This is a genomic window from Gimesia chilikensis, assembly GCF_007744075.1.
In the GTDB taxonomy this organism is placed as follows: domain Bacteria; phylum Planctomycetota; class Planctomycetia; order Planctomycetales; family Planctomycetaceae; genus Gimesia; species Gimesia chilikensis_A.
In genome coordinates, this window is sequence record NZ_CP036266.1 from 7,038,245 (window position 1) to 7,055,469 (window position 17,225).

Consider the following 17,225-nt stretch of genomic DNA (forward strand, 5'->3'; position numbering starts at 1 on the left):
TCCAAACAGTCGTTACACTTCTGTTTTTGATGCGGTCCCCAATAAAGGTCGATATGACCGCCCCATGACCACATCCCAGGTGAATTCGCTTCGGAATTTTTTAAGTCCGGCTTTACCCAAAGAAACTCTTAAGTCGTTATCATCCAGCAGACGCTGCAATTGGCGGCATAAATCTTCCACATCTCCCGGGGCAAATAATAGTCCTGTTTGTTCATGATCGATAACCCATTCCAGACCACCGATCCGACTGGCTATAACAGGTCGTCCACATCCCATTGCTTCGACGGCACTTCTTCCAAGAGCCTCTTGGGCGACGGTGGGAAAAACCAGCAGATCAGTTTGACACATCATTTCAGTCAGTTCTTTTTGAGACTGCCACCCGATACTGCGGAAATAGTCTGGATCGTTCTCGCGTTCTTCCCTGGTGATCCAGAGTTCAAAATCCTGCCTGAGCTCCCACAACTGCTCTGCCGCCGCATGCAACACATGAAATCCTTTCATCAGTTCATCACAAAGTCCCGCAAACAGGATTCTTACCTTTTGCCCTTCCTTAAAAGGGGGAGCTGAATATTCCAGGGGAAAGCGTGTGGTATCAAAACCACTGGGGACAACATGAATAGCTGGTGTGTACGGTTTAATCAGCTCTGCAATCGACGGATTGACAACAAGAACACCTTCCGCTTCAGCAAATGATTGTTGCAACCGGTCTGGATATTCTTCGGCTTCAAAGCCTGACAGAACTCGTTCGGCTCGATGTAAGCCTCCTGATAAACTGGAATGAGTTTTCACACAATCCCGGCAGATCTGAGGCGATTCAAGCTGATGTTGGTCACACTGAAGAATTGGAGGTAATACTCCTGGATCAGAGCTCTCACCAAACAGCATTCGGACATTATTCAGAGGGCAGAGGCACTCTTCCGCTGCAATCCGTATGAAGTATGGATAATCACGAACTGCCTCTACCAGTAACGGCTTTGTATTCCAACTGTCGGTTACAATAACCCAATCCGGAGCGAATGTTTTGACTGCTGACTGAAACCGATATCGAATCTGAGCCGCATTCCACTCCGATTCACTGAACTGAAGAGGACAACTGTCGTAGTTCAAGTCTTCAGTAACTTTCCCCACACCAAACGATTCATTAACCGCATAAAAGTGTTTTACTTGATATCCATCTTTCTGGAGACACTCTGCCAATTCCCAAGTATGAACGGTCCCGCCTCCTGTTGAAGGCCAGTTAAACAAAAGGCTTAAAATTGCGACCTTGACAGATTCGCCTTGAGATGGGAAAGACTCGATCATCAATGATTGATTTCGATGAACAAGCTCGCATTCCGCTGCTTTGAGTCCTCGATTAAAATGTAAACGCGAAGAAGCAGGATGTCCTTCAGCAGCGGCAATGACTCCCAATCCATTTTCTATGCGTGACTGAATTCCTTTGGGGACTCCCGAGACTAAAAGTTGGTCGTATATGGTCCTTGCCTGGGGGTACTTCCCCTGGGTTGCCAGTTCCTCAGCGGTATCCACTAAAGACAAATCTGTTTTCACTTGCATCGTTCCCCTTGCTCACTGATAGACTTGAGAAGAATCTCTCTCCATTGATTCATAATCCGCAACCGGGATAGCTGAGTGGACATCTTCAGTCCAAATTCATATGTCTTTTCCCAGTACTCGCGTGAAAACCAGTAATCAGTCTGATCCGGTTCTGGTATCTCGAAACCAATCGTTCTTAAATAGCGTACTGGGCTGGAGTCACTATTCATCGCCAATGGAATCCCTGAAGATATGAAATCCAAAGCTTTTGCTGGAGGTTTATGTCGTTGCCGAAAGTCATTCCCTTTAACATCGATAGCCGTCCGCGCAGTTTTGAGAAACTCGACATGACGCTCATCAGACCATTCCTCAATGCGAATATTTTTCGAAGACTTGAAACCAAAGTCAGACGGACTACGACTCTGGTGTCCGTTGAAATTTGTAAGAATGACCAATTCATCAGGTAATCCAAAGTGATTTACCCAATTCACAACTGGCGGCAAATTCGCCCAGATGCCAGTCCAGAGAATCGGACCGGACTCCTGAAAGGTCTCTCGCGTAGATGTGATGAATTTCAAATGATGATCTAGAAAAGTCGTCTTTGCATATCCTCGGAAATACTTTTCCAGTTCAACGGCATGAACGATAATCCGGTTACAACAGCGCAATCGTTCCCAGTCGGCGTCAATCTCGGCACCACTGCCGTAGATATCTATCGGACAGAATACAATCGCGGAATGTTTTGAAAGCTCCTGAAGTGTCACCAGATCTGGCAACCATTTGACAAAAACACATACATCGCATTCAGGTAAATTATTTTGAAAGGGAAAACTTTCAAAATGCTGGCTTTCATTGAGAGAATCAATGAGATCTTTTCCAACCCAATTCCAAGAACCAGCTATTTGGATTTCAGGACCAACTGAGACTTTGATGGTTCGATTAGACGAGATGGGAGCCCTTGACATTCCACGATTCCTTGCGGAAAAGATCAGTTGAGAAACACGATGAAATCGCCCGGCAGCCCAGAAAATCGGCTAATGATTGCAGCGAGAGGACACTGGACAACAAACTGTACTTGATGTGTTGACATTATGTGTCTCGTTGGCCTGAGAGTCAAATGTATAAATGGACTGTAGAACAAAAAGGAGAGTACACAGGTGAATATTGATAAGGATTATTTCAACATTCCAATGGTACTTTGATACAGAATTAAAGGAATTCAATATTTTCTGTCTCTCTAGCATTCGAATTCGCAGAAGAAAACATTCTAAAGCTTGCTTCTGCGAATTATTAAACCATAGGTAACAGACCTCTCATGTAATCAGCGATTGGGACCAGGCTTAGGAAACCTTTACTATGAGGCAGTTCCTGTCCAGGGAATGGGAGAATTTTCTTCCATCTCATAATGTCTTCGAATTCTGATAGCGTTTGATGAATAGATTAGAATGAGGTGGCAGCAAGCTTTGATTTCAGTCGAATTATTGTGAACTATGAAAATCTTGAAATAGACCTGTAACCTTAAAAAGGTGTTTATCAACTCGGGAATGCGACACGTCTGTTAACAAGAACTTGATTTACGAATCTTAGGCTCCTGAATGATACGGCCGAGCGAGGATTATATGCATGCTCGTAAGCAAGAGGATGATAATAACATCAATAGAGATTCAATATTATCCTTGTAGTTCGGAATTAGGGAGATCGAGGTCTTAGTGTGGAATTAACCGCTTGATCAGGTAAATTTAAGTTTAATGACTTTGATATCGTAACTCGCAATCCGCCATGTCGGGCATCCGATATCAATACTTTCTCCGGATCAAATTCCTCGTCTTCGACGAGAACTACATTACCAGCCTTTAGATTTATAAATTGATGTACCACTCCGTGACCTGCCTCATCCTCATAAGTAATCTCTAACACGGCATCCGACGTGATTCTTAAATTGTGAACGTTTTCTAACTCCGTAGAATACATCTGGAGTTCAAACAGTTTTACTGGTTGATTTTCTAACTGACGATCGTTCGGAGCAACTAACAATATTGCTACCAGAATTACAAGAAAAATAGTCGCACTAAGCGTGACTTTCTCCATCGATGGTCTCCTGCGTCGATCACAGCATCTAGTAACACACAAAACAGGCCATTTGTCTATAGTGACCATACGAACAAATAGTGTCAAGAACTAATTTTGTTGCTGAATAACAGAAAAGAAAGTCTGTGCGCTACCAGAAGCCCCAAAAGAAACAGAACAATACCCACCGGACATTGGCGACTTAGGCGAGGGGGAAAGCTATTTCGGCACTTTTTAACAGTTTGCAGTTGAAGTAAGCAGAAAGCTTCATCAGTTATTCTTAGTTTGAACAATTTTGTTCTCTCATTGTTCAAGCGCGCACTTGGATCAACTAAAACACAAACAATCACTACAACCAGTCATACTTAGTTATAATATGTCTTTGAAAAATGATTCATAATTCTTGACCATACGATTGGATGAAAATTGATTCCATGCCAACCAGTGAGCCCGCTCGACCCGATTATCGGCTTGTACCGCAAGGCGCACTGCTCTTGCTAGCTCCCCGGGTGATGGATCAAAAGCTACACCGAAAGTTAACTCGCCATGTTTACTTTCTAAATGGGGGATTATTCCGACCGGAGTTGCCACGACTGGGCAACTAGAAAGCCATGATTCTAACACTGCATTCGGGCAAGCCTCTGAGGGACTCGCTAATACCATACAATCCAAAGCTGTAAAAATGGTGCCAACATCTTCTATTCTTGGCAGTATTGTTATTTGATCCCCACAGATATTCTTTACTTCCTCGACAAATAGATCGCGTTGATAACCAGTACCCGCATAAACAGCATGAAACCCTTCACCCAATTCGGCGACTGCTTTAGCTGCAGATAGTGGATTCTTGTCTTTTCCAAATCTACCTACGTGTCCAACGGTCTTTACTCCTTCCGGAATACCCCAATCTTGTCGGACTTCATCACGGCTTCTACTTGGAGCACAACGTGAAAAGTCCACACCATTGTGTATCACCTTAACACGGTCCTGGACGGCTTCAGGAAAACATTTTAGGCCTCCCTCTGAGACACTAACCATATGGTGTCTTGTCCCATGCGCAAGGCTTATGGCCAAACTATTTCTGGTCCATTCACACTCACCATGAGCTACAATCAGCATGGGCTTTGAATTCCAATCCGCTGATTCTATCTCTGGATTTGTCTTAATGTATCCCCAAAATTTTACGATGTCTGACCGATTAATAATTGTTTGACATGCATTTGGAACTATTGTAACCAGCCCCTTGAATTTCGGATTATCCTTAGTGCAATAAATTGGACAGTGCTTAAGGATGAGGCGCGCGGTATCAATATCAAATAAGGCTGCGTGTCCGATAGCAATTCCAGACCATTCGATATCATGGTCGACTTGGGAGTTCATCATCGAAAGATGACCGCGATTGACTCCTCCCATGGCACAGTTTGGCATACAAATACCTAACCGAATTTTTTTCATTTATAATGTACCCAGATTCTGGTCTCGGGAAGTAAACTAAAGTTTTCTTTAAACACAGTATTTACGGCTGTAATCACCCCCATATTATTGGGAAAATAATCATGCCCTAAGATACGCCCTCCAGGATTAACCAGCGAAAGCCATCCTACTATATCTGCCTCACACTCTGCACGATTGTGGCTACCATCGATAAAGCAAGAGTCAAACGTGAATTCATTTTGTTGAGCTTTACGAATTGCGCTAATTGACGTCATTTCCCACCACTCCACCTTTGTATCAAAATTTCGATGAATGGCGTGTATTGTGGAGTTGAGCACTTCTCTATTCCACTCTGCATCCGGTACCAGTTCGGATTGCACTGAAAATTGATTTGTCGACAAAGGGTCAATAGCAATGATTTTGCCACCATTCATAGCAGCGGCAGCTACATACAATGATTTTCCACAAAACGTGCCGATTTCAGCATGGAGTTTGCTAAGTCTTATTTGACGGAAGAGAGCACCAACCTCGCGCGGCCATAACCAACCCGGTATGTTTGATACTGCTTTAACCGTCTTACTGATTTCCATTTGTATCTCTTCATCTGTCATGGTTGACTCGCATAGTCGAAAAGCTTGAAATCTAATTCGCAGCGAGATTGGATAAACTGAATCGAATCAGGGGTCCATTGAATTCTTGCGTCAAAACGATCGCAGGCTGCTGAGTTTTCATGTGGTAAAGTGGTATGATTCGGTACTTGTAAGATCTCACAAATTTGGGGCCAGTGATCGTGGATTGATTCAAAGGCAAACGTTTTCACATCCAGATTACGGAATGTTTCCCACTCCATGCACCAATGGGCATAAAACCCTTTTCGCAAATATTTGAAATTCTTTAGTACAAATTCTTCAAAAGTCTGTTCGAGTGAAGTCAACCACACCTGCTTAGCAGCAGGTCGCATCCATTCGTGATGACCTTGAGTTAGTTCATTTCCCAACTTAATCGCAAGCCTATAAGTACTCTCGACGATTCTCCATGGACTTCTCATAACACAAAACTTCTGTATTTGATCAAAGTCCTGGATTGTGTCTTTCAGAAAATGGGCGTGTGAGTGTCTACAAAACGGCCCAAAATCAACACCAAGTACAACGTTTAAATCAGGATGATTCGAATCCAAAACAGCTTTTGAAATTGACATACCCGAAGTACGAGGGATGTGGATAAACAAAGCTCTTCTTTCGAAATAAATCATTGATATGCTCTTTTGCTCGTCGGACAAATCACTGGTGATCTTGAGTATTCGGCTATTTTTCTCGCTTGGTGATCATCCGACTCAATAAATACTGGCGGACTAATTTTGAAATTGTTGCTGGAAACCCAACTTGAATAGTGCTCCGCTTTGTACCTGGCGATATTATCTCGGTTTCTCTCTTGTAACGTGGGAGCAGAGTGCATTACGAGTTTGTTATATCGCACTCCCCAACGCTTAAGCCATGTAATAGTCTGGGGTCTATATTTTTCTATTCGAGCAGTGATGATCAAAGGCACGCTTGTTTTTTTGGGTAAGTATTTCGGTACTGCGTTTTCAAGAAAATTGAGGTAGCGCTCTCCATCATCGTCTTCGATAGGCCGACAGTCGTTACATAAAATACCATCAAAGTCCAGAGCGATGCTCGGCGACATAACAGAATTAAACAAATTCCATTCCAAGAAATGTGGCCAAGGTAGATCAACTGCCCACAAGTCAGGTTTTGATAACGCAGCAGGATTTGTATAAACGGATGCATGGATGTGTTTCATCCCACTGTTTTTCAGAATACCTTTTGCCAGACTCAGGCTTCGTCCTGTCATGGTCGTATCGTCAATAACCAGATTAATGCCCGGTCCCTGAGGTTGTTGGTGAAGTCTCCAACCATTCCCAGCTGGAATCAAATCATTCTTCGATTGTCTCAAGATATACAAAGGCACGTGTAGCATCATCGCAATCATAGACGCTGGATGAACGCCGCTCCGGGCTACACCAGTGACTGAGGTGATATTATCGGGCAAAAGAGGAATTAATTTCAGCGTATCCCTAGCAAATTCCTCCACCGAAACAAACTTGATTTTTGGCTGATAGAACTCACATCCCTGACAAGCTTTTATAGCTCTTTTAGCATCCTTGTCTTTAATTTTATTTAACTTACTTTTTAGGGGCACACACCTTTTAATTTCAGGAACTTTACATTCATAAACATCAATTTTGCTGGAAGCACCACAGGTACAGGGTTCCGAATGAATCACATTTCCGCAATGAGTACAGTCTGTTTTGAATGAGTTTACCCAACGCCGTTCCTGTTTATGTTTTCGGGGCTTTAATTTTGTTACACTTTTTGCCTCTGAAGGTAAGAAGGATGAGATTAGCTCTACGGGCTCTGGCGGTGCGGTCGCACTATGGCCGCCTTGTTCCCATGCATTCCAAAACCGATGACCATTTTTGGTTACTAACATGCAATGTTCATGTTTAGTTTTGGTTTTGAGCATGCAATGACGCTTACATTCAAACGGGTATTTGTCAGGCCTGCATTGACAATATTCATTATTATTTTGTACTGACTCCTCAATCATTCGGTCACCTCCATTGCGATAGTTGTCACTTCATTGGGTTGTGCGGCATAAGTAGCGTCGAATGGGTCACAATCACAAGTCGTGCTCCAGGAGCCTCCCCCTTCGCTCCAAGATGTAATCGCATCTAGAATCGGGTTTGTACAACTAGCTGGTGGAAACGGAATATGATTGTTGTATGCATCGATAACAACAAAACCTACCTGAATAGACCACCCACACCATCCCAGTCCACTGTCTTCACCAGGCTGAAATATAAAAGTATAAATCCCTCTTAATGGCTCTCCCTCATTACTGAAGCAGTGAATTATCACTCGTCCTTCCCAATAGCAGAGTTCTCTATGCCTTATCAATGAAAGTGACCCAGAATCTGAATTTTGACCATCATCACCAGCCCAATCTAATGTAAGTATCTCTGGAACCACATATCCTCGGCCATCAGGCGAATCGGGATCACATTCGCAAATACATATCAACTCGTCTGGACAGAGGCCACATTTCCAGCATTCGAACTCAAAATAATCTCCTTCAGTTTCATCGACCCAGATTTTTGTGTAGGGGATATCTGGACATTCATTTAATTCCACAATAGTTTCTTTTGTTGTCTCAACTCCCATTGAATCTACATATGGTGTTGTGACTAACAATTCACATTCTTCAGTATATACATTCTTCTGTAACACGATTGATATTGTTCGTCCCTGTTGATCAGGGTCTGCTTCAGAGCACCGAGTTACTTCGAACTCCCAAGTGTCGCCATCTATTGCAATTTTCCCTCCATCTTCGCAAGTATTGTGCCCCCGATATGTGATGCATAAATCTTGACAAAGACATTCACAGCCGATACAGCCTCCTTCGTAAGCCGTTTCCGTAATCTCTTCTGGAAATATTCGATCTGTACAAACTGTTTTGATGACAAACGAAGTACAATTCGTATCGCCACAACCGCTGACATCGACCTCCCATTCGTGTTCAATACCACCAACCAATACACCATCTTGATCTATTGAGCCGATACAGCTCTCGGTGGATGCCGGAATTGGTTTACAACTCACAAGATTATCACATTCACCATCAAATGATTCATTGTAAGAACTAGTTAGACAGTTGCTGATCAAGCAAATCACGCAGGTCTCAGAATCTTTGCAATATTTAATGACAAACTCTAAGTCAATCAGAAGTTCACCGCACCCGATTTCTCCCTTGTAAGACTTTGTTGTTTGATTGTATTCGAGGTATGTAAAGGCAGGTTCTTCACAACTGCAATCCGCGTATCCGCCATCTTCACATCCCCCTTCAAGAGTTACACAAATTGCGTGACAGGTATGAGTGCAACAGCATTGAACCATGCCATCTAATTTTTCACCACACTTCTCACATCCGTCACAACTCGGATTTCTCTTTACCATGTCTAGCTACCTTTAGTTATGTGAAAAAGACCTTGATGCCAGCTGTTTGAAGATACTGTACACGCACCAGATAAACGCCAAATACAACAAATCAGAAGTTGACCAAAGAACGTATCACACTTGGTTGATTCCAGTAGACTTAAGCATCCATATTCAATAAATACTGTTCAATAGAATCATGACCATCAATATAAAATATAATTTTGTATATATTTAATGTTTTCATGTTACAGTGTATTTAGTACATTATTTGACATTCAATAAAATGTACACATTCGACACGAAATTTAACACATCAAAATCACAAAAAAATAACATGCTGTGTAGTCGTACGAGCAGTAGTGATCATATCCGGCTTGCTAAGACAGGAATCTTCGTGACTTGAACTAGAATTTCTCGTCCCGAATCGTTTAATGCCACATCAATTAACTACTGATTTTGTTTTGAGCGAAACCAAACATTCCTCTAAGTCAATGACAAGAATTTCTGTAAGGAGACGATACATTGGAATATTCGTCATCATGTGGAGTCCCGTTTCCCGTTCTCAATCCTCCTGAATTCGGAATGGCAACTCGCTTGCCGCAGACATGTGGCCCTGAGTTAGTAGTCAGTATGTTGCCTTTCGATCCGAGCTCCCAATTTCCCCGAGTGCTAACCGCCAATGCAGGCTCAAAACAATCGACATCTCTCTCAACTGAACCTGCTGCGGTATGCGAAAATGGGTGCCTCATAGGAGGAGGCTACCAGGCCGCTCATGTATTTTCAGAATACACAAACGAAGGCTTAAACCTGGCAGCCAATGAGATTGCCCTGGTCATGGCAAAGCTTGCTTTTCCCATCCCAGGCCTTTGGACGGGGCCTGCCTATATTCATATGCCCTCGGGAAATGTGGTTTATCAAATTGCCACACCTGAATGCGGGCCTCTCGATGCCATTCCCGTGTTTACATACAATTCGTTGGCTGCATGCGGTGAATCAGGTTTTGGGCATGGAGTCTCAAGCCTGTTTAACCCAACCGTAGAACAGATGAGTGGTTCACAGGCTAATATCATCACGGGGACTGGAAAGTATCTGGTTTATACCAATGTCGTCGCCAATTCGTGGTCCACAGCCCCTAACGCCACCAGAAATGGGCTCAAAAAAAATAGCGATAAGACCTGGGTAGAACAGCAACCTGACGGATTAGAATGGCACTACAAAATAAATGGAAGCTTAAACAAAATCGTTAGTCCGGCGGGCGATATCTGGACCATGGCCTATGATGGTGAGCTCGTTTCGGGCATTGTTTCCCCAATCGGGCGTCGAACAACTATTGTGTACTCAGGAGGCAATCTGTCTTCAGTGCAGGATCCTGCTGGGCGGGAAACTGCTTTTGAGATCAATGGCGGTACGCAGCTTTCAAAGGTCACTTATCCTGATGGGAGTGTTATCAATCTCGGTTATGATGGCGACAACTTATTAACTTCGCTTACCGATCCCGATAACAATACCACGCAATATTCATATGACTGTCTTCACCGCGTCGAATCTTTGACCACTCCAGAGGGAAATCGCTACACCTATACTTATTCAGATGAAACAAACCAGTACAGTCCGAGCAGTAAATGGATAAAGGTGACTGATCCAGCCAACCATGTCACGACTGTTCTCCACGATGGGAGTCTTGTGAATTCTGTCATCGATCCACTTGGAAATAGAACGACATATACCTGGGATGGCACTCAGGACGCTCGAGTGAAAACTATCACTGATGCCAATGGAAATACAACCACGTTAGGTTATACAACTCAGGCGAATGGAACCAAAGCGCTCACATCCATCGCCAAACCAGGTGTAGGTACTTTTAATTTTGCTTATGATGGCAACAACCGTTGTTACTCCGTTCAGGACTATGATGGAAATTCTACCTCGCTGGATTGGGACGGCAGCGGAAATCGTGTCAGCATTGTAGACGCAGAATCGAGACGTTCGACAGCGATCTACAATTCTCATGGTCAGATCAGGGCTACCATCGATTCCTTTCTAAATCGAACAACGACCACATACGACTCTTCTGGAAATGCAACCGGACTGACGAACCAGTTAAACTTCACAACAGACTTGACCTATAACTCTGCCGGTGATGCCACCCAGGTTGAAAACCCTCTTTCAGAAATCACGGGCTACACTCGTACCGACTTGGGGCGAATCTCGCGTGTTACAAATCCACTCTCTTTCAAGACGACTTACACATACTCAGATAACGGTTATCTGGAATCGGTTCTGAACGCAGAAGGGGGGACAACCAGTTTCGATTATAATTCAGACAGTCAACTCACTACTGAAACAAACCCACTCAGTTATTCCACCAATTTCAGCTATGATTCCAGAATGAACCTCCGTTCGTCAAAGAATGCTGAAAATGAAACGACAACTCATCTCTACGATGCCGTCAATCAACGAATTGCATCCATCAATCCGCTCACTCTCAGGACGACTTTCAGCTACGACCCGGTCGGGAACAACATTTTTATCACAAATCCATTAAATGAAGTAACGCAGAATGTGTTTGACGCCGCCAATCGCATTTCTGCGACCATAGATCCACTCACACACCAGACCAGTTGGACCTACAACGGTGCAAACCAGATCAAAACCGAAACCAATGCCGAAAGTGAAACCACGACCAATAATTATGATGGGATCTACCGGCTGACTAAAGTGACAAACCCGCTTGGTTTTGCCATCGATACGACATACGAAACAACGTATCCCAATGTCATTGTCACTAACGCGGAGAATGAGTCCACTACGACGATCTACGACAAAGCTCAACGTGCAGTTGCCGTAGTCAATCCACTGGGACTACGAACAACCACCAGCTACGACCCTGTTGGACGTCCAACCTCTGTCAAAGATCCTCTCAATCAAATCACGACGACTGTATACGATGACGCAGGTCGGGCTATTTCCGTCGTTGATCCGCTCGCAAATCGAACTACAAATTCTTACGACAACATTAATCGCCTGACTGCTGTTCTCAACGCTGAACTAGAGATCAACACGACAGTCTATGATGCCGTCGGTAACGTGACATCGTCCATCAATCCGCTTGGTAACGCCACTCAGTTCACATTCGACAAAGTCAATCGCCAGCTCACCCAGACAAACCCCGAAAACGAAACGGTGACGACGACCTACGACGATGCAGGTAGAACAATCGCATCCACAAATCCTCTGGGTAACACAACCTGGTTCGCCTATGACGGTGCCGACCGGCAGATCGCCGTTACTAACCCAATGTCAGAGCGGACGACATCGGTTTACGATGCAGCAGGGCGTTCAATATCCACTGTTAATCCCTTGGGAATTCACACTTCTTTTGTTTACGACGACGCCAATCGACAAATCGCCATCATTAACCCACTGACAAATCGGGATACAACTGCTTACGATGCCGCGGGCCGTAAAGTTGCTATGGAGAATGGAGAATCCGAACGTACCACCTATGTATATGACAAAGCCGATCGACAGATCGCCCTCGTAAATCCGCTATTGCAACGCGACACCATGGTGTATGACGACGCGGGTCGCAAAATCGCCTCTGGAAATGGGCTGGGGAATCGGACCACATTTGTTTTTGATGACGCCAATCGTCAGATTGCATCCATCAATCCACTTCTTAATCGAAACACCTCTGTGTACGATGCCGGTGGCCGGACCATTGCCACTTTGGATGGTATGGCGCAGCGCACCACATTCTCGTATGATAACGTTAACCGACAGACAGCCGTGCGGAACGCAGTCAACAACGTCTCTTCAACGGTCTACGACGCAAATGGCCGGACGATTGCGACTGTCGATGGGCTGGGAAATCGGACCTCACTCAGTTACGACAAAGCCGATCGTCAGATTCGAACTACCAATCCATTAGGACTGATTAATACCTCTGTTTACGACGCTGCTGGTAGAACCATAGCCACGATCGACGGTCTCAATAAACAGACCACGTATGAATACGACGATGCCGATCGACAAATCACAGTGACGAATCCCATGTCACAGACTAATACGACGGTCTATAACGCAGCCGGTCGCATCATTGAGACGATCGATGCAATCGGCAGAGTCACAACGAAGGTCTACGATTTAGCTGGACAACAGACTACAGTAGTTAACCCCAAAGGCGAGCGAAACACGACTGTTTATGATAAAGCGGGGCGTACAGAAGCCACCATTCTCCCCGAGGGGCAACAAACATCCTATGCGTTTGATAAGGCTGGACGCCAGGTGGCGGATATTGATGCGCGCGGCTTCATTGCTACAACAGTTTATGATGATGCAGGTCGTGTGACTGCAGAAATCGATCGCTCCAATAAAACAACCGAATTTGTCTACGACGTTGCGGATCAACTCCGTGCGACCAAAGATTCCTTAAATGGGATCAGCACCACTGTCTATGATGCCGCCGGGCGTGCCTGGTACGAAGGAAATGCACTCGACAACATCACTACCTATGTCTATGACCCAGCTGGGCAGAAAATCGCCACGAAAAATGCGCTCGATGGAATTTCAACGACGGTCTATGACGCAGCAGGTCGTGAATGGTACTTTGGAAATGCACTCAACAACATTACCACACTCTCATATGATGGAGCCAATCAGGTTCGATCCCGCAAAAATCCACTGGGTGAAATTCAGACCATGGTCTACGACAACGCCGGACGACTCTGGTTCCAAGGCAACGCCCTCAATAATATCACCACGTTTGGATACGACCCCGCTGACAGGCAGACAGCCGTAATGAATCCCCTTGTGGAAATTACGACCACGGTCTACGATGCCGCCGGTCAGGTAACAGGCACCATTTCTCCCATGCTGGAACGAACCACAAACACCTTCGATCTGGCTGGTCGTCAAGTCGCCGAAACAAATCCGCGCGGATTTATCACAACTACTGTTTACGATGCCAATGGCTGGGTCGCTGCAACGATCGACGCCCTCACTAATCGCACCAGCTTCGCTTACGACAACGTGGGACAGGAAATTGCGGTTCAGGATGCGCTCGGTAATATCATTACCACAATATATAGTGCACAACGACAGCCGCTCGTCACCATTAATCCACTCGGTTTGCGCACAACCATTACCTATGATGCCCTGGGGCGAAAATTAACTGAAACGAATCCCCTGGGAGAGATCACCACTACGATCTACGACGCAGTGAGTAATGTGTTGGCAACCATCAATCCGTTGGGAAATCGGACTTCATTCAGCTACGACGTCATCAATCAGCAAATCAGCCAGGAAGATGCCGAAGGGCACACCAGCGAAACGATCTACGACCTGGCCGGCAACGTGATTACCTCAGTCAATGCCAATGATGACCGCACATCCTTTGTCTATAATGCAGCTAACTACAAAATGGCACAAATCGATGCCAACGATCATCGCACGACATATGGATACGATCCCGATGGGCTGTTGACATCCATTGAAAACCCACTCGGTGAAATCACATCCATGTCGTACGATATCGCCAGCCGGAAAAAGGCTCAGGTCGATCCCCTGGGACGAATCACCAGCTATACCTATAATTCTAATGGCCAGGAGATCGGCAGGCAGTATAGTGACAGCACGCGCGTGACGATGTCCTACGATGCGAACGGCAACCGGATTCAGTTACAGGACACAACTGGTGACACAAATTTTGCTTATGATGCTCTCGATCGCACGGAGTCGGTCACAAATCCCGACAGTCAGACCGTCACTTACAACTACGACGCTGTCAGCAATCGCACCTTAATGGTCGATCCCGATGCCGGGCAGTTTACCTACAGTTACGATAATCTCTATCGAGTCAAAACCATTCAGAATCCGGAAGGCGATTCCACCAGTTTTGTCTATGATGACGCCAATCGGCCAATCACGAAGAATCTGGCGAACGGAACTCGGACTTCGATAACCTACGATGCTGCCGGGCAAGTAACGAACCTGTTCCATCTCAAGTCCGATAACAGCGTTTTCTCGGCGTTCACTTATACCTATGATAAAACCGGCAATCGAACACAAGTGGTCGAAGACACGGGTGACCGAGTGACCTGGACCTACGATGATACGTACCAGCTCACCCGAGAACATCGCAGCGGCACCGATGCCTATAATGTCACCTACACCTACGATCCTGTCGGTAATCGACTGACTTCGGACGATGGAAGCACCATTACCACCTACGTCTACGATGAAGCCAACCGAACCAAAACTACCGACGATGGTACCGTGGTGACCACCTATTCGTTCGACGCCGCGGGCAATCAGCGTACGGTGGAAGATACAAACGGCGTGATCACTTATACCTGGGACATTAATAACCAGAATACGGGGGTCGAAAAACCGAACGGGGATCTATTCACATTCACCTATAACGGCGACATGGTTCGCGTGCAGTCCGAAGATCCCAACGGGACAACGAAATTTGTCTACGACCAGCAAAACGTGTTGCTTGAATCCGATGATCTGGACACCACCCAGGTTGTCTACACTCTCAATCCCAAAGAGTTCGGCAATTTGATCAGCCGCTACGATACTGTAGCTGCAGATTCAGATATCTATCATTATGACGCTTTGGGCAGCACAGTGGCGTTAACCGATTCATCTGAAGTGGAAATCGACGCCTACGTCTATTACGCCTTCGGCAAAATCAAATCATCCAGCGGCACAACCGACCAACCCTTCCAGTGGGTAGGTGAAACCGGCTACTATGCCGAATCCGAACTGGATCGCTACCACATTCGTCGTCGCAATTTTGATCCTAGTTCTGGACGATTTCTTTCTGAAGATCCGATGCGTGATGATGAAGAGGATTTGTACTGTTATGTGGGGAACAATGCAATTAACAATAGCGATCCGAGTGGGTTGGAACAGCGGAAGAGGACTTGGAATGAAAATTGGGATCCCATTGATAAGCTGAATTTACAAAGTAGTAATTCTCTCAATAATTATGCTGACTCTAAAAACCAAATAAAGGATCCATTACTTTACGATTACACAGATGAAAAATATAGGAAGGTTGGCATCTCCCCTACTGCCGCTCAAGATCAAGCTCATATACTTCCAGAGATTCCAATACCTCAAATTGAGCTCAAGAGTCATATAGCTTGGCCTTTGGAGTCGGATGCAAGTTGGAATATTAACGACACACTACATGCTTGGTCTTTTGGTATTTGGCCTAATAGTGCTGAAATTAAGGAGCATTACCCTCCACCAGAAAAACATACCTACGATCCTGAGACAGGCTTGTGGACAGGCTCAAATGAAATCTATCTAAATGCTGTCCCTAACCCCGAATTGATTGATACCGCAATAGAAGAAATGTTATCGCTTCCTGGTAGAGAAGAACCTTTATTATACTATCGAGCATATCAGCAAGTTGTGCACGGTCCAGAGGCTGACCCCCGAAATTACAATGATAGAGGGATTTACATTGGTCCTAAGGGTGGTACGCTCCCTGTTCCTTTTGTTCCAGGAGTAAGCAATAGTTATAAAAACTTTTTAAAGAGGAATGCCAATGGAACTTCACAAGGAAAAATTGATACTCTCAAACCGTATTTGAAAGCAAAAAAAACAGGATCGAAATTCAAACTAAACACAAAAGAAGCACAATCATTTACGATTGGAACTAAAACTTTTTCAGTATCTAAGGACGTCATAGAGAATGGTAGACGATTAGCTGGTCAGGGTAGTCCCAAAAATTTGGATGTAGGGGTAGAAGAAGTCATTCGTGAAATTGAAAAGGAATTGCCAGGATTTACAACTGAAATTCAGCTTGTTATTCGAAAAGCGCCAGGAAAAGATTTAACCGATCTCGATATTGTTACAAAGAAGGCAATCATTCAAGTATCAACTGGGACGAATAGCATTGGAAGATCTATTGCAAACGTGGAAAATGCAATCAAAAACACTGAATTTGCCGGTCGAAAAGTGATCGGAGTTGTGCGAGAGGGCACAGAATCACGACTTCTAAGGCGGCCCCAAACTGACTCTAGATTTGTAACTGATGACATCAGTGAGTTCATTGATTTTCTGAAGGATTTATAAGAATGAGATCACTCTACATAATTACAGACTCAAGCGTAACCTTGGAATATCTTTTCGAGAGAATAAAAGACGTACCTGATAATTATAATATCGTATTCGAGGACC

At 44.8% G+C, this 17,225-nt stretch carries 9 protein-coding genes; 1 reads left to right on the plus strand and 8 read right to left on the minus strand.

What is annotated here, in order from left to right:
* Positions 1 to 12: 12 nt before the first annotated feature.
* The 8 genes from HG66A1_RS26545 to HG66A1_RS26580 all read right to left on the minus strand — a co-directional run bounded on the left by HG66A1_RS26545 (position 13) and on the right by HG66A1_RS26580 (position 9,044).
* Positions 13 to 1,554, minus strand: a complete 1,542-nt coding sequence (locus tag HG66A1_RS26545; RefSeq protein WP_145191387.1) for a glycosyltransferase family 4 protein — start codon at positions 1,552 to 1,554, stop codon at positions 13 to 15.
* Positions 1,545 to 2,498, minus strand: coding sequence for a hypothetical protein (locus HG66A1_RS26550; RefSeq protein WP_145191389.1), 954 nt, complete (start codon positions 2,496 to 2,498; stop codon positions 1,545 to 1,547). Before HG66A1_RS26550 ends, HG66A1_RS26545 begins: the two co-directional genes overlap by 10 nt.
* A gap of 724 nt (positions 2,499 to 3,222) precedes the next feature.
* Positions 3,223 to 3,621 (minus strand): hypothetical protein, encoded by a 399-nt coding sequence (locus HG66A1_RS26555; protein WP_145191392.1) that lies wholly within the window; start codon positions 3,619 to 3,621, stop codon positions 3,223 to 3,225.
* A 348-nt stretch (positions 3,622 to 3,969) separates the two neighbouring features.
* Positions 3,970 to 5,052 carry a glycosyltransferase family 4 protein gene (locus tag HG66A1_RS26560; protein ID WP_145191395.1) on the minus strand — a complete coding sequence of 361 codons (1,083 nt, stop codon included), beginning with the start codon at positions 5,050 to 5,052 and terminating at the stop codon, positions 3,970 to 3,972.
* Complete coding sequence (locus HG66A1_RS26565) at positions 5,049 to 5,642, minus strand: class I SAM-dependent methyltransferase (protein ID WP_145191397.1); 594 nt, start codon at positions 5,640 to 5,642, stop codon at positions 5,049 to 5,051. Before HG66A1_RS26565 ends, HG66A1_RS26560 begins: the two co-directional genes overlap by 4 nt.
* Positions 5,639 to 6,283, minus strand: coding sequence for a hypothetical protein (locus tag HG66A1_RS26570; RefSeq protein WP_145191400.1), 645 nt, complete (start codon positions 6,281 to 6,283; stop codon positions 5,639 to 5,641). The genes HG66A1_RS26565 and HG66A1_RS26570 overlap by 4 nt, the downstream gene beginning before the upstream one ends.
* Entirely contained in the window at positions 6,280 to 7,521 is a 1,242-nt protein-coding gene (locus HG66A1_RS26575; RefSeq protein WP_197996826.1) for a hypothetical protein, read from the minus strand. The genes HG66A1_RS26570 and HG66A1_RS26575 overlap by 4 nt, the downstream gene beginning before the upstream one ends.
* Positions 7,522 to 7,634: 113 nt before the next feature.
* The gene (locus HG66A1_RS26580; protein ID WP_145191406.1) at positions 7,635 to 9,044 is read right to left on the minus strand and encodes a hypothetical protein; all 1,410 of its coding nucleotides are present in this window, start codon (positions 9,042 to 9,044) and stop codon (positions 7,635 to 7,637) included.
* 564 nt (positions 9,045 to 9,608) lie between these two features.
* On the opposite strand from HG66A1_RS26580, the gene HG66A1_RS26585 reads away from it, so the two are divergent.
* Positions 9,609 to 17,120 carry an RHS repeat-associated core domain-containing protein gene (locus HG66A1_RS26585; protein ID WP_145191409.1) on the plus strand — a complete coding sequence of 2,504 codons (7,512 nt, stop codon included), beginning with the start codon at positions 9,609 to 9,611 and terminating at the stop codon, positions 17,118 to 17,120.
* Positions 17,121 to 17,225: the final 105 nt, after the last annotated feature.